The sequence below is a fragment of the Pseudomonas sp. MWU12-2020 genome, from assembly GCF_023100605.1.
Classification (GTDB): Bacteria; Pseudomonadota; Gammaproteobacteria; order Pseudomonadales; family Pseudomonadaceae; genus Aquipseudomonas; species Aquipseudomonas fluorescens_H.
Genome location: NZ_JALMEX010000002.1, coordinates 550,703 through 565,023, shown reverse-complemented (window position 1 = coordinate 565,023; position 14,321 = coordinate 550,703). Strand labels below are relative to the sequence as shown.

The following is a 14,321-nucleotide window of genomic DNA, read 5'->3' as shown; positions in this document are numbered from 1 at the left end:
ACAGGAGAAGTCGATGCCAAGACACAAGGATGTGGTGTTTGTCGGAAGTGCGCTCAAGGATCTGAGAGCTTTTCCTTTGGATGCTCGCAGAGCTGCGGGATTTCAATTGGATCTCTTGCAACAGGGCGACGAGCCTTTTGATTGGCGCCCCATGAAAACCGTAGGACGGGGCGTCAATGAAATCAGAATCACCGAAGACTCAGGAGCGTTTCGAGTGTTTTACGTGGTCAACCGGCCTGACGCGATTTATGTGCTGCACGCCATGCAAAAGACCAATCGCAAAACTGAAACGCGAGATATCGAACTGGCACGCGCCAGATACCAGGAAATAGGTTAAGCCATGAAGGATCATCATCACCCTTCCCAGCATTTCTCAAGCGTCTGGGACGCACTGGAAGACACGCCGCAGGACGCCGCCAACATGCGCCTGCGGGCCAAACTAATGCGCACACTTTGCGAGACAATCCGTACCTGGGAGCTTCCCCAGAAGGATGCCGCCAAGCGCTTGGGAATTACTCAGCCACGCCTCAATGATGTGCTCAACGGGAAAATCGACAAATTTTCTCTGGATGCGCTGGTCAATCTGTCCGCCGCAGCGAAACTGGAAGTAGACATCTGCTTCCCCTTGGCCCCACCACTGCACTGGGCTTGAACGCAGCTCGGACACTTAGGGCTACGAGAGGCGGTGTCGTTATTACATCCGCCTCAATCCTCCCGCGTCAAAACCTCCAACAACTCAATCTCGAACACCAGATTCGAATGTGGCGGAATCTTGCCCATCGTTCGCTCGCCATAGCCCAGATGCGCCGGCACCAGCAGTTTGCGCTTGCCGCCCACTTGCATCCCCATCAGCCCCTGATCCCAACCCTTGATCACCCGGCCCGTGCCAATCACGCACTGGAATGGTTTGCCTCGGCTGTGGGAAGAGTCGAACTCAATGCCGTCTTCCAGCCAGCCGGTGTAGTGGGTGGTGATGAGCGCGCCTTTGACGGCAGCCTTGCCCTCGCCCACCTGAAGATCGATTACCTGCAGTTCATCATTCATGACATTCACTCTATTGTTCAGCTGGCCGCCGTTTTCCCAGAAATGTCGGCTGTTCGCAACTCATTGACGAAAATTGGCGCTGTATCCGAAGTGACTGACAACCCATTAAGATAGCCAACCGCCATTACTTCACGGATCGATTCTTCATGCTGGCAGTTCCCGAATGACTTACCTCTGGATCAGCCTTGCCCTTGGCGTTGTCATGATTGGATTGATCGTCGTCTTGATCTGGCGAGCGCGCGGTTTGCGCAAGCAACTGGACGAATACCGCGAGCTGCTGACCCGCGCCGCCGAACGGCAGAACATCCACCAGGACGGTGACGCCGAGCGTTTCAAACGCAGCCAATATTTTGCGCGGATCGGCACTTGGGATTGGGAAGTCGACACCGATCGGCTGTACTGGTCAGACGCGATCTATGGCATGTTCGGGTTCAAGATCGGCGAGATCACGCCGTCTTATGCGCTGTTCTGCTCCTGCGTGCACCCGGACGACCGCGTCAGAGTGCGCGACGGTGAATTGCGTTGCCTGGAGACCGGTGAAAACCACGATGAGGAATACCGCGTGGTCTGGCCCGACGGCACGATTCGATGGCTGCGCGAGACTGGTAATGTGGTGCGCAACGACCACGACGCCGTCATCAAAATGATGGGCGTGGTGCGCGACATTACCGAGGAGAAAGCCTCGGCGAGTTACCTCCAGCACCTCGCCCACTTCGACCCGTTGACCGGTCTGCCCAATCGTCTGGTGCTCGAAGAGCGTTTATCCGAAGCACTGGAACAGGCGCGCCGCAGCCTGACCCGGGTAGCACTGGTGTTTATCGATCTCAACGGTTTCAAGGCGATCAACGACCACTACGGTCATGCCGCCGGCGACCGCGTGCTGATCACCACTGCGACTCGTCTGAAACGCATCCTGCGCGCCACCGACACCGTCGCGCGGATTGGCGGCGACGAATTCGTGGTAATCCTGCAAGGCCTGGCCCCGAGCCTCAACCTGCAGGACGAAGCCCGCAGCATCTGTCAGAAAATTTTCATCGAACTGTCCCCACCGATCAGCATCGGCAACGACCAGCGCCATGTCGGTACCAGCCTTGGGGTCGCGGTGTTTCCGGACCATGCGCCAACCATGGATCGGCTGCTGCACATTGCCGATCTGGCGATGTATGAGGCCAAGCGCAGTGGGAATAATCAGTATCGTTTGGGGGGTGGGAAGGTGTTAAGTCACGGTCGACCGGAGCCGCTCAGTCAGGAGGCTAACCAAACACAACGCCATTGAAAGTGTGGGTGCAACATTGGCAATGAGGCTTCATCTCTTCGGCCCTCAAATCCGGATTGACGATTTGCAGGCGCTTTTGTTCATCGACGTACAGGCCATTGAAGTAGCTCGACTCACCCAGTCGCACGACCTCCTCGCGATCGTCTTCATGGATAGACACCATCCAGAACACTGGCTCCGGGCGATCAACGCGCGCAACCGCTTCGCTGTAAATCTCATCCCAATTACCTCCGACACGAGATAACAGAAAGCGAAATAATGGCGTGTAATCGTAGCCGTGATGCTTGATCCCATGCATCGAACCCCGCGTCGCCTCGCTACGTTTCTCGGCTTTGGTATTACGCTCATACCGATAGTGACTGCCCTGATTGTTGCGCCAGACGTTATGGGCGGTGGTATTTACTTTGCGATAAAGCGGTTTCTTTTCCAACGATTGCTCCTGACATCCAGTCACTCGAAACGCCCTTCGCGTTTTACCCGAATGGCGCCCGAATGCAATCGACCGTCCATGGCCAATTGTTGCCGAAGCGCTTAACGCTCGACAGGCTGCATCTCAACGATGGTGCCGTTGGTGATCATGACCATCACGTACTTGTCGTTGATCTGCACCCACTGCGCCTGATCGACCGGGGCTTTCAGGCCTTTCTGTTTCCAGTTTTTCAATGCTTTGTCGCTGCGCTGATAAATGTCTGGTGCCCGGTCGTTGACCTTCAACTCACGGTCGCTGGTCGGCGACTGGACAGCTTGTTCGCTTGAGGTTTGCGCCGCTTGAACAAGTGGGCTGATCCCGGCAATGCCGGCGACGAGGGCCAGGCTGGCGATTAGGGTTTTGCTGTTCATCGGTGAACCTCCTTCAGATGGGTTTTGCCTGTACTCCGACTGCTGAGTCAGGGAATCATTCCTTGTTTTTTTGCCTGGGCTGGTTGGGGGATTGTAGTTGGCCGGCAGATCGTCATCGCTGGCAAGTCAGCTCCCACCGGGTCCGAGATGAAACAGGATTTGTGATCGACCCGCGAAACCGTGGGAGCGGGCTTGCTCGCGAAGGGGCCGGTACATTCAGCGTCTTCATCGCCTGAACAAAAGTCATCGCGAGCAGGCTCACTCCTACAGGTTTGGTGGTGCTGACAAGATTTGTGCTCGACCCCGCTCCCGCAGAGCCTGGTGGTGTTTCAGGGGATTGATCCGCTCTGCACATCAATCCATGCCAACAATGCAATTAACATCCTGTAACACCTGCGCGACCATCCGCCGCAATAACAACCGTGCGCCGCTTCCACGTCGCGCACGTCATAAAAGCGGTGGAGTTCTTTTCTATGACAGCCTCAATCCCACAAGGCGGCTCGCGGGCCGGCGCCATTTTCCGGGTGACCTCGGGCAACTTCCTCGAACAGTTCGACTTCTTTCTGTTCGGCTTCTACGCCACGCAGATCGCGGCGGTGTTCTTCCCGGCGAGCAGTGAGTTCGCTTCCCTGATGATGACCTTTGCCGTGTTCGGCGCAGGCTTTCTGATGCGTCCGCTGGGGGCGATTGTGCTCGGCGCGTACATCGATGATGTCGGTCGCCGCAAAGGTCTGATCGTCACCCTGTCGATCATGGCCAGCGGTACGATCCTGATCGTGCTGGTGCCCGGATACGAAACCATTGGTCTGTTCGCTCCCGCGCTGGTGTTGATCGGACGGCTGTTGCAAGGCTTCTCCGCCGGTGCGGAATTGGGCGGTGTTTCGGTGTACTTGTCGGAAATCGCCACGCCCGGCCGCAAGGGCTTTTTCACGGCTTGGCAGTCGGCCAGTCAGCAAGTGGCGATCATTGTGGCTGCGGCGTTGGGCTATGCGCTGAACGCGTGGATGGCGCCGAGCGTGGTGGCCGATTGGGGCTGGCGGATTCCGTTTTTCGTCGGCTGCATGATCGTGCCGTTCATCTTCCTGCTGCGCCGTAACCTGGCGGAAACCGAAGAGTTCGCCGCGCGCAAACACCGTCCGAGCATGGGCGAAGTGTTCCGCACCCTCGGCCAGAACTGGGTGGTGGTGCTCGGCGGCATGCTGATGGTCGCGCTGACCACCACCGCCTTCTACCTGATCACCGTGTACGCGCCGACGTTCGGCAAAACCGTGCTGCACCTGAGCACGTCCGATGCGCTGCTGGTGACCTTGCTGGTGGGTGTTTCGAACTTCTTCTGGCTGCCGATTGGCGGCATGTTGTCCGACCGTATCGGCCGGCGTCCGGTGTTGATCGCCATGTCGCTGCTGGCCCTGGCCACGACTTATCCGGCGCTGTCGTATCTGGTGCAGGCACCGAGTTTCAGCCACATGTTGCTGTCGCTGTTGTGGCTGTCGTTCATCTACGGCATGTACAACGGCGCGATGATTCCGGCGCTGACCGAGATCATGCCGGTGGAGGTGCGGGTGGCCGGTTTTTCCTTGGCTTACAGCCTGGCGACCGCAATTTTCGGTGGCTTCACTCCGGCGATGTCGACCTTCCTGATCCAGTACACCGGCGACAAAGCGGCGCCGGGTTACTGGATGAGCGTCGGCGCACTGTGTGCGTTGTGCGCCACGTTGTACCTCTATCGCCGCACAGGCGGCCGTTTGCAACCGGTTGCCGCCTAAGGAGCAATCACCTTGAAAAAACTGATCAATTTCAGCGCCATCGCCCTCTTCGCTTTCAGCGCCCTGGTCCATGCTGAACAGCTGAACGTGATGACGTCGGGCGGCTTCACCGCCGCGTACAAAATCCTCGGCCCGAAATTCGCGGCCGCCACCGGCAACACTCTCGATACCCAGCTCGGTCCGTCGATGGGCAAAGCCCCGGAAGCGATCCCCAACCGCCTCGCCCGCGGTGAGCACGCCGACGTGGTGATCATGGTCGGCTATGCCCTCGATGACCTGATCAAACAAGGCAAGGTCGACCCGGCCTCGCGGGTCGAACTGGCGGATTCGCGGATCGGTCTGGTGGTGCGTGAAGGCGCGCCGAAGCCGGACATCAGCAACGTCGAAAGCCTTAAGAAAACCCTGCTCGACGCAAAATCGGTGGCCTACTCCGACAGCGCCAGCGGCGTGTACATCGAGAAGGAGCTGTTCAAGAAACTCGGCGTCGAGGATCAACTGAAACCGAAAGCGAAGATGATCCCGAAAATCCCGGTGGGTTCGGTGGTCGCCACGGGCGATTATCAACTGGGCTTCCAGCAGGTCAGCGAATTGCTGCCGGTGCCAGGGGTGAGTTTTGTCGGCAAGATTCCGGAGTCGGTGCAGTCGGTGACCCGCTTCGCCGCCGGCATCCCGGTCGGCGCGCAGCATCCAAAAGAGGCCAAGGCCTTGCTCGACTACCTCGCCGCACCTGCCGCCCAGGCTGACGTGCAAGCCACCGGACTGGATTCGGTCAAGCGCTGATCGTTGGCGGCTGGACTTTCATTTCCACCACCAGCCGTTCCAGCTCCAGTGCTGCCGGGGTCAACGTACGATCCCGGCGCTTGATGATGCCGACACTGCGCATCACCTGCGGATCGGTCAGCGGCACCCGGGTCAGGATCGGATGATCCGGCCCGGGCATCGCCATCAGCGGCACCGCCGCCACCCCTAGCCCCGCCTCCACCAGCCCAATCATCGTCGTCACATGCCGTGTTTCGCAGATGCTCGGGCGTTGCGGCACGACGCCGCTCAAGGCCTGATCGAGCAGAAAACGGTTGCCCGAAGTCTTGTCGAGCGAAATGTAATCCTGCTGATAGAACTCGTCCCAGGTCACGCTGCTGCGTCCGGCCAACGGGTGATCGCGACGACAGGCGACCACGTAGCTTTCCTGCACCAGCGGTTCGAATTCGACTTTGGCCTCCTGGGTGCCCATGAAACTCAAACCGAAATCCGCCTCGCCGTTGACCACTGCGCTGAGCACGTCGTGGGCACTGGAGTCGAGGACTTTGACTTTGATACGCGGGAATTGCTGGTGATAGCGGGCGACCACTCGCGGCATGAAGTAGTACGCCGCCGAAGGCACGCAGGCCACGGTGACATGACCGAGCCGGGTCGAAGCCACTTCGCTGATGCCCAGCAACGCCACGTCCAGGTCATCGAGCAAACGCTCGACGCTGGGCATGAAGCCGCGCCCGGCCTGGGTCAGGCTGACCTTGCGCGTGGTGCGTTCGAACAGTTTTACACCGAGGGCGTCTTCGAGCTTTTCGATACGTCGGCTCAGGGCCGGTTGAGACAGGCGCACAGTGTCGGCGGCCTTGCGGAAACTGCCCTGTTCGACCACAGCGCGAAAGGCTTGCAGGTCGTTGAGGTCGAAGTTGATGGCCATGGCGGGACTCGAAGAGACTGATTCGCAGAGGCTATCAATGTAACCAATTGATGCGGGTTTTTACACAACCCGTTCCGTCGAAAATTGCCGCTGGATGGCAGCAAGGTTGCGCCGCCGAATCCAGCCGCTGGCCAGACGAATCAACAGCCAGTAAGGGGTAAACAGCATTTTGCTGCGCGTGGTGGCGCAATACACGAAGGTTTCGGTGCGCAGCGTACGCATGCCTTGAGGATGTTCGACGACCTGAAAACGCAGCAGCAGTTTGGCTACGTGTGGGTCATCCAGGACTTTGAATGCTTGAGCGTCAGCGATATGACCGGTCTTCAGATCAGGGCGCCAGAAGCGTCCGGCCAGGCCTAGAGACACTTCAGTCGAAGTGCGTTCGAGCAAGGTGAAAGCGTCAAAGCCGAACGGCGCAGGTTCCTGCGGCACTGTTCGGTCGCCAAACGTGCGCAGTATTTTCCCCGGCAGTTCGCGCAGGGACAGCAGCGTATCGACGACGCGGTCATCGCGCATGTTCAGCGCGCAAACTGCGGCGATGATGGCCTCGGGTTGCGCACGAATCGGGCCTGACTCATGGCGCTCGTGAAACTGGAACAGCGGAAGAAACGGCGAAGGATATTCCCATAGCAGATTGTCCTTGCGCCCGATGATGCCCAGTGCGTTGAAAAAGGTGCGGCTCATGACAGCTGTCTCGTTCGATCAGTCGATTTGAACCCGGGCACGGCAACTTTGCGGGTGGATGCGGGCATCGCCGCGAAGCTGCCGTGTATTGTTTTATTCAGGCTTGCAAACGCTCACTGACTGCCTGAGCGTTTTTTTCCGGCACATCGCAAGGCGCCACGGCGACGGTCTGGCGCAGGTCCGCCTTCAACGCGCCCCACGACAACCCGGCGCCGAAACCGCACAGCACAACGTGTTCAGCCTGCGGCGTACCCATCGCGGCGTGGCGCGACAACACGATCGGAATCGAGGTGGAGCTGGTGTTGCCGACGCCATCGATGTCGACCGGCATTTTCTCCGGCGCCACCCCAATCATCCGCCGCAGGTAGTTGAGCATGAACTCGTTCGCCTGATGCAGCACCAGCAAGTCCAGCGTAGCCGGACTCAACCCCTTGGCATCGAGCAAGGCCTTGACGGTCTGCGGTACCCGGTTCAGGGCAAAGTTCATCACTGCCGTGCCGTCCATCTGCAAGCGCTGGATAGTCGCGCAGACCGGATTGCCCTCCTCTCTGGCGTAGGCAATGTCGGACTGCAGCGCAGTACCGCCGCTGCCGTCGGCGCCGCAGATGAATTCGAATTTGCCTTCACCCGCTTCCAGCAAGGTCACCGAAGCGGCGTCGCCAAACAGCATTTTCACGTGACGGTCGCGCTCGTCGAGGATCCGCGTGGTGACGTCGCCAGTGCACAGCAGGATCTTCTTGCAGGCGCCGGAGGAGATCAGCGCACCCGCCTGGACCAGCGCACTGATGTAGCCGGAGCAGCCAGCGGCCACGTTCAGCACCAGACAATGCTGTGGCAGGCCGAGCGCCTGCTGCACCACGAAACCGACACCCGGCACCCAGGAATCCGGGGTTTGGGTCACCACGATCAAACCATCGATCTCCTCTGCCGCAGCATGCCCTTGATCGAGCAGGTTGCGGCACGCGGCGATGATCAGATCGGAGGTGTGCAGGGTTTTGGTTTCGCGGATCGAATGGATGCCGGTGCTTTTCGCGATGCGCTCAACTTCCTTGGCGCCGAACAGTTCGGCGAAGTCCGCCTCGGTCACCCGTCGCTCAGGCAGTGCCGCCGTGACCGCACGGATGGCGACGCCCTCAATGGTCAGCAGGCTCATGCGGCGTCCTTGATTTTCCCGTCGATCAGATCGAACAGATCCTGCAGCGTGATCACGCGCTCGATCTCCTCGCCCGACACGCTCACGCGGGCCTGTTCGAACACCATGGCGACGATGCCGATTCGCGCCATCGAGTCCCAGTTCTCGCTGTTTTCCAGCCGAGTCTCACCGTGCAGTTTGTCCACCGGGATGGACAGGATTTTAGCGATGCTTTCGCGCATTTCTACCAGATCAACCATTTGTCATTTCCTTATAACGTGATGAGTAAACCGGTCTCACGACTGGGCGAGAACGCCGGGGTGACGCATTTTCTTGAAACGGCTGGTGTACAGCGGGGTCTCGGCAATGGACACCACCCTGGGCAGTTGCTCCTGCGCCAGGACACCGCGAACGTGTTGATACAAGCGAACCTTGAACGCCTCCAGCGCCTCCGGCTCGATCAGCGTGAACCGCGCGGCAACGATCTGCCCGAGCAGCGGATTCGGCTGCGCGTAGACGACCACGTCGGAGACGTTTTCCAGGCCCATCAGCACGCTTTCCACGTGCGACGGAAACACCTTCTTGCCGCCGACATTGATCAGATCGACCGCCCGCCCGGTCACCCGAAAGTAGCCTGCATGTTCCTCGGCCAGATCGTGGGTGATCAGGTAGCCATCGCTCGACAGGTCACCGGCACTGGCCAGGTAGCCGAGCATGTTGGTCGCCCCGCGCACCTGCAAAATGCCGTCGACCACCCGCAGGCTGTAGTTCGGGTCGTCGATCTTCATCCACGCGCTGTCACCGTCCTTGCTGCGACATGGCAGCACGCCGATTTCCGACATCCCGTACAACTGCTGCAACTGCACTTGTGGCAGCAGGCTGGCAATGCGCTGGATCGCCTGCGGTGAACTCGGCTCCGAGCCGAAATAGATGCGCTCCAGGCTGCGGGTGTCCCACTTCTGGAAGACGCCGGTGACCGTCGCCAGATTGAGCAGCGTCGGCGATACATGCAGGGTCTGCACATTGAACGATTCGATGCAGCGACCGACCTCTTGCGGCGAGCGCTCCTTGGGCAGGATCAACGTGCCGTGGGTAGCCAGCGCCTGCAGAACCGTGACCAGACCGCCGATGTGATCGAACAGTAAAAACGCCAGAATCGCGCCGCAACGCTCAGCACTCCGGTAGCGCTCGAAGAACGGCGAAATGGCATGCACCACGCCTTTGGCCGGACCTGTCGAACCTGAGGAAAACACGATGAAACCGGCCTGACGACGCGACAGCAGGCCGTCGACGGTCGGCGGCACCCGACTGTTGTCGTGAGAGATAACCGCAAACTCCGGCGCCCCGCCGATCACGGAAAACCGTGCCCCCGCAGCGCCCGCCAGATTCGCCAGTTGCTCCTCGTCCTTGGGTACGGAAAGCGCGACCACGTTGTTGTGCAGCCACAGCGCGAACAGCATGCACACGCTGTTGAAGCTGTAGTTGTCGACCAGCAACACACTCGAATCGCGCACGGATTTTGCCGCCAGCTCTTCGCCGTAGGCGGTTATCTGCTGATGCAACTGATCATAGGTAAAGCGCCCCTCATCGCTGACAATCGCCGCTTGGTTGCCGGCGCTTTGCAGATGAGCCAAAAATTCTTCAACTTGCATACACACCCCGTCGTTCGATCAAACCGCTTGAGCTTGTGCTTGCGCCGCCGACAGCCGATCCATGATGTAGGCGATCAGCGTGCCCAGCGTGGCAAACGGTGTGGCGGTGTCGGGCAGGTCGGTGGTATCGGCCAGACGCACGTCGACGCCCAGCTGGCTGCGCAGTTTTTCCTCGACATCGACGATGATCGAAACCAGGGTCAGGGAGTCGATGCTGCCGTCCACTCCATAGAGACGGCTGTCTTCCCCACGGGACAAATCGATCGGGGTGCTCAACAACAGATCCTGTTGCCGAACGGCTGACTCGGTCAGCGCTTTGACTTGATTGAACATTCCAACATTCCTTTATTGGCTGATGCAGGTCCCTGCGTTCACTACGCTTGGGACAATGGCGGGTGCGCTTTCTGGTGATCGGCCAGCGCCGTACGCATGTCGACGAAGATTCCGCTCTTGATCCCGTAAGCTTCGGGCGCGTCAATCACCGCCAGGATGTCTTTCGCACGTTGCGCCGGCGACACCATGTAGCCGGGCGCCAGGGCGCGTTGTTGCAGCGACTTGAGGTCGGCGAAGTCAGCGGTGCGCTGGCTGAAACTCACCTGCCGCGACAAACCGGTATCGACGTTGCACAGGCCGAGTACGGCAAAAAAGATCTCCGGGTTTTCTTCGGCGTAGACGCCGGCCAATGCCGCCAGCGCGGCTTTCGACAGGCTGTATGGCAGCGTACCCGCGCGAAAGCGCACGCCAGCCATCGAGGCCGACAGCACGCAGGTCGCCGGCCGCTGTGCCGAAGACAACATCAGATCGAGAATGGCCTTGTTGGCCAGCACATTGACGTTGAGCACATGCTGCAACTCGTCCAGGGTGAAGTCACCGCCACGTCCCGGCACGTTGCCGCTGACCCCGGCATTGAGGAAAAACCGGTCGACGCCTTGCTCCAGAACCTCGGCAAAGTTGTCCTTGAACAGCTCGCCCATCTCACTCGGCCGCGATAGATCGAACGGCCGAAAACGGAAATTCGGATGGTCCATCAGTGCATAGGGCTGACGCCGTGCGGTGCCAAAAACCGTATGGCCGTTTTGCAGATGCAGCTGCGCCAGCGCCTCGCCGATACCGCTGCTCACACCGGTGATGAACACCCGGTGTTTGCCCTTCTCGCGCGAGCCAGCGCCGGGATTGCGTTTGACCGTGTGCATCAGAATTTACCGGCGGAGAAGCCGCCGTCTACCGGCATTACGGTGCCAGTGACAAACGAAGAGGCATCACTGAGCAGCCACAGGATCGCGGCAGAGATTTCACCGGGATTGGCGAAGCGCTTCATCGCCGTGACCTGCAACTTGTGCCTGGTGGATTCCGGATTGGCTTTCAGGCGTTCCTCGGAGTTCATGCCGCCCAGCGTCGGGCCCGGGCACACGGCGTTGACGCGAATCGAATGCCGCTCAGGCAAAGCCTCTTCAGCGCATTCAATCGCGCAGACCTGGGTCAGCATGTTGAGCGCAGCCTTGCTGGTGGAATAGGCGCTTTGCCTGGCAACCCCCAGCAGACCGGCGCAGGAGGAGACGTTCACGATCGAGCCACCCGCATGCTTCGAGATCAGATTGGTCTCGTGCTTGAGCAACAGCAGCGGGCCCAGCAGGTTGATCTCCAGCACGCGTTTCCAGTCAGGGAAATCCATGTCGCGGATCGGTGCATGTCTGGAGGTGACGCCGGCATTGTTCACGGCCAGATCGAGTCGGCCGTGTTTGTCATTGATGATGCGGAACAGCTCGATGACCGAGGCTTCGTCGGTGACGTCACTTTTGATGAACGTGCAGTTGTCGCCGAGGCGACTTTGCGCCGTCAGGCCGTCGTCTTCGTTGCGGCCGGTGATGTAGCAGATGCAGCCGGCTTCGATGAGTTTCTGGCTGACATCGAAACCGATCCCGCGTGTGCCCCCGACAACAAGGGCGATCTTGGCGGTGAAGTTCATTTCAGGTTTTCCTCGTAGTGCTGTTGTAGTTGTTCTGGCCGTTGATAGTCAGGATTGACGCAGCAGTAGACGCGCTCGGCCATCGGTTCTTTTTTGTCGCGAAAACAAAAGGCATCGCCTCGACAGCGGTTGACCTGATGCGCTCGCCCCGCCAGTTGCTTGGCGACGAAGTGGTTGTCGGCGAGCATGGCGCGGCCGAAGCCGACAAAATCGGCATCGCCGCTGGCGATGATTTCGTTGGCTTGCGCCACGTCTGCCACCGAGCCGGTAAACCCCAGCGGAATGCGCACGAAGCGTTTCAGATAGCGGCAGCCCTCCCGCGACATGGCCAAGGCTTGTTCGGTGTTCTTGAAAAAGAAGCGGAAGGTCTCGCTGATACCCAGCGAGCAGGTAATCGCTGCGACCCCGCTGGCTTCGAGCGCCGCGACGACGTCACCCAACAGCGCCGCGTGCTGGCCTTCTTCACCGAGGCCGTCGTCCATGCCCAGGCGCACGGTGACGGCCACTTTGTGGTCGGTGGCCTGGCGAATGCCTTCGACAATCGCCAGCAGCAACCTGGCGCGCTTGAGCGGCGTACCGCCCCATTCGTCCTCGCGTTGATTGGTCTTTGGCGAGAGAAAGCTGCTGATCAAATAGCCGTTGGACGCCTGCAACTGAATCAGCGTGGCGCCGGCCTGTTGCGCGTAACGGGCGGCAGCGCAGAACTGCTCGATGCAGCGCTGAATCTGCGCCTCTGACATCGCCACTGCCCGAGCCTGGGGATGGGCGCTGAGCACCGTCGGTGAGGCGATACCGCTGGGCGTCAGAATGATCCCTTGCTTCGACGGCAAAGACTGCGGCCCGTAATGCTGCAATTGCACCCCCAGCGGAAAACCACGCTCCCGTGCCGCTTCAAACAGCGGCCGCAGGGCCTGCGCGTGGGCTGCCGAAGTCAGGCGCAGACCGCGGCTGTTGTACCGCGCATCGGCGTCCACGCTGGCATTGCCGAGAAAACCGAAGCCGGCGCCGCCGTCCATCAAGGCTTGATAAACCGAAAAAAACGCTGGCAGCGGAAAGCCGTGTTCGTCACACAGATCCATGCCGAGCGAAGAAAAATACAGTCGGTTTTTCGCCACTGCATGCGCGCCGAAATGCAGCGCCTGGGTGGCCGCCTGCAAGCTTGGGTTTTCTTTGCTCATTGCTTCAGCGCCGCCAGCGCCGGCTCATCGAGGTGAACAAAGCCGCGCTTGATCATGTCGCTGATCACCTGCAGGCCGCTGAAATCCACCTCGGCAAACTCCCACGACGCATGCTCGCCCTGTCCGGCACGACGGATGCTGGCGGTGAAACTCAGCTTGCCTTCGTAGACGATGTGCAGAGTGACCGGGTCGGGCAGATCCGCCGTGGTCGTTACGCAACCGGTCTTGCCCAGGCCCAACAGTTGCACCTGGGCCTTGCGCCCCTGCTGGTCGCTGACCGTGCAGGCCAGCTTCGACGCCTGCAGCGGCGCAAACCAGTCATTGGAGTAGATGAAGATATTGCGGGTCTTTTCGAACAGCGGCATTTCGATCACCGTGGCCTTGGTATCGACCGTGGCGAACAGCGTCTGGCGCTGATAGAACGCAACCCGCAGATGGATTTTCTTCGGCGACGTGGCATCGCTCGGGGTCATGTTGTCGACCACCAGTTCGATCGGGTACATCAGCTCGGCGTAGGCGAAGAAGCTCGCGTTCAGCTCATTGACGCTGACGGTGACGGCGCCGCGTGCATGATCGGTGTGATGGTACAAATGGTGATAGACCGCCTGACGCGCCGCTTCGATGAACATCGTCCCCGGCACATGTTCGTGCGCCTTGCGATAGAAGAAGTAGTTGTCGGCGTTATTGATCAAGCGAAATGAACTGGCGCGGCGGATCGGCGCGATCGATTCGCACAGGGCGGCGACGGCAAACTCCAGGCTGTCGATCCTTGCTTCAGCCGATTCCAGTTGCGCGGCGACGATCTGGTAAGGCAGCGCTCGCACCTGGTTCCATTCATCATCGGCACCGACGCCGTCCATCCGGCTCTTCTTCTGCAGCACGGGCGTAATCTCGAAGCGCCGCTGCTGGTTGCCGCCTGCGACGTAATTGCGCACCAACGGGTTATGCCCATTGGCCTCGATCAGTGCTTCGTTCACATACAGCGGCAGCGCGTCTCTCGGTGCACAAATCAAAACGTCGTCAGCCGAACCCTTGTGCAGAAGGTCGGGGGAAATGCTGTCGTTATTCATCATGGTCAGCTCATCTCGGTAGTTGTTGT

The 14,321-nt window shown here is 59.8% G+C and carries 18 protein-coding genes; 5 read left to right on the top strand and 13 right to left on the bottom strand.

Going from position 1 to position 14,321, the window contains the following annotated elements; genetic code table 11:
• Positions 1-13 precede the first annotated feature (13 nt).
• On the top strand, positions 14-337 hold the full coding sequence (locus M0814_RS06695; RefSeq protein WP_103484679.1) for a type II toxin-antitoxin system RelE/ParE family toxin: 324 nt from the start codon (positions 14-16) through the stop codon (positions 335-337).
• A gap of 3 nt (positions 338-340) precedes the next feature.
• On the top strand, positions 341-652 hold the full coding sequence (locus M0814_RS06690; protein WP_103484680.1) for an XRE family transcriptional regulator: 312 nt from the start codon (positions 341-343) through the stop codon (positions 650-652).
• A gap of 53 nt (positions 653-705) precedes the next feature.
• On the opposite strand, the gene M0814_RS06685 is transcribed toward M0814_RS06690, so the two are convergent.
• Positions 706-1,044, bottom strand: coding sequence for an FKBP-type peptidyl-prolyl cis-trans isomerase (locus M0814_RS06685; RefSeq protein ID WP_103484681.1), 339 nt, complete (start codon positions 1,042-1,044; stop codon positions 706-708).
• Between the two features lie 163 nt (positions 1,045-1,207).
• Between M0814_RS06685 and M0814_RS06680 the strand changes: the two genes are divergently transcribed.
• The gene (locus M0814_RS06680; protein WP_103484682.1) at positions 1,208-2,320 is read left to right on the top strand and encodes a sensor domain-containing diguanylate cyclase; all 1,113 of its coding nucleotides are present in this window, start codon (positions 1,208-1,210) and stop codon (positions 2,318-2,320) included.
• Here M0814_RS06680 and M0814_RS06675 read toward each other — a convergent pair.
• Together M0814_RS06675 and M0814_RS06670 are read right to left on the bottom strand one after the other, a co-directional pair.
• On the bottom strand, positions 2,298-2,750 hold the full coding sequence (locus M0814_RS06675; RefSeq protein WP_103484683.1) for a hypothetical protein: 453 nt from the start codon (positions 2,748-2,750) through the stop codon (positions 2,298-2,300). The two genes, M0814_RS06680 and M0814_RS06675, sit on opposite strands and share 23 nt — an antisense overlap.
• Before the next feature lie 101 nt (positions 2,751-2,851).
• Positions 2,852-3,160 (bottom strand): RcnB family protein, encoded by a 309-nt coding sequence (locus tag M0814_RS06670; RefSeq protein WP_003223974.1) that lies wholly within the window; start codon positions 3,158-3,160, stop codon positions 2,852-2,854.
• Positions 3,161-3,633: 473 nt separating this feature from the next.
• Here M0814_RS06670 and M0814_RS06665 point away from each other — a divergent pair, with 473 nt between their 5' ends.
• Both M0814_RS06665 and M0814_RS06660 read left to right on the top strand, forming a co-directional pair.
• Complete coding sequence (locus M0814_RS06665; RefSeq protein ID WP_103484684.1) at positions 3,634-4,926, top strand: MFS transporter; 1,293 nt, start codon at positions 3,634-3,636, stop codon at positions 4,924-4,926.
• 12 nt (positions 4,927-4,938) lie between these two features.
• Positions 4,939-5,706: a substrate-binding domain-containing protein gene (locus tag M0814_RS06660; protein ID WP_103484685.1), complete on the top strand. Its 768-nt coding sequence runs from the start codon at positions 4,939-4,941 to the stop codon at positions 5,704-5,706.
• Here the strand turns inward: M0814_RS06660 and M0814_RS06655 are convergent.
• From M0814_RS06655 to M0814_RS06610, 10 genes are all read right to left on the bottom strand, one after another.
• Positions 5,696-6,610, bottom strand: coding sequence for a LysR family transcriptional regulator (locus M0814_RS06655; RefSeq protein WP_025111506.1), 915 nt, complete (start codon positions 6,608-6,610; stop codon positions 5,696-5,698). The two genes, M0814_RS06660 and M0814_RS06655, sit on opposite strands and share 11 nt — an antisense overlap.
• Before the next feature lie 60 nt (positions 6,611-6,670).
• On the bottom strand, positions 6,671-7,294 hold the full coding sequence (locus tag M0814_RS06650) for a hypothetical protein (protein ID WP_103484686.1): 624 nt from the start codon (positions 7,292-7,294) through the stop codon (positions 6,671-6,673).
• A gap of 97 nt (positions 7,295-7,391) precedes the next feature.
• Entirely contained in the window at positions 7,392-8,447 is a 1,056-nt protein-coding gene (locus M0814_RS06645; protein WP_103484687.1) for a ketoacyl-ACP synthase III, read from the bottom strand.
• Positions 8,444-8,686, bottom strand: coding sequence for an acyl carrier protein (locus tag M0814_RS06640; protein WP_003223965.1), 243 nt, complete (start codon positions 8,684-8,686; stop codon positions 8,444-8,446). The genes M0814_RS06645 and M0814_RS06640 overlap by 4 nt, the downstream gene beginning before the upstream one ends.
• Before the next feature lie 36 nt (positions 8,687-8,722).
• Positions 8,723-10,078: a long-chain fatty acid--CoA ligase gene (locus M0814_RS06635; protein WP_103484688.1), complete on the bottom strand. Its 1,356-nt coding sequence runs from the start codon at positions 10,076-10,078 to the stop codon at positions 8,723-8,725.
• An 18-nt stretch (positions 10,079-10,096) separates the two neighbouring features.
• Positions 10,097-10,411 carry a hypothetical protein gene (locus tag M0814_RS06630; RefSeq protein WP_103484689.1) on the bottom strand — a complete coding sequence of 105 codons (315 nt, stop codon included), beginning with the start codon at positions 10,409-10,411 and terminating at the stop codon, positions 10,097-10,099.
• Positions 10,412-10,452: 41 nt separating this feature from the next.
• Complete coding sequence (locus M0814_RS06625) at positions 10,453-11,271, bottom strand: SDR family NAD(P)-dependent oxidoreductase (RefSeq protein WP_103484690.1); 819 nt, start codon at positions 11,269-11,271, stop codon at positions 10,453-10,455.
• A complete protein-coding gene (locus M0814_RS06620; RefSeq protein ID WP_003223958.1) occupies positions 11,271-12,044 on the bottom strand; it encodes an SDR family NAD(P)-dependent oxidoreductase in 774 nt (257 codons plus the stop codon). Before M0814_RS06620 ends, M0814_RS06625 begins: the two co-directional genes overlap by 1 nt.
• Complete coding sequence (locus tag M0814_RS06615) at positions 12,041-13,222, bottom strand: tRNA-dihydrouridine synthase (RefSeq protein WP_103484691.1); 1,182 nt, start codon at positions 13,220-13,222, stop codon at positions 12,041-12,043. The genes M0814_RS06620 and M0814_RS06615 overlap by 4 nt, the downstream gene beginning before the upstream one ends.
• Positions 13,219-14,295: an AfsA-related hotdog domain-containing protein gene (locus M0814_RS06610; RefSeq protein WP_247868466.1), complete on the bottom strand. Its 1,077-nt coding sequence runs from the start codon at positions 14,293-14,295 to the stop codon at positions 13,219-13,221. Before M0814_RS06610 ends, M0814_RS06615 begins: the two co-directional genes overlap by 4 nt.
• Positions 14,296-14,321 lie beyond the last annotated feature (26 nt).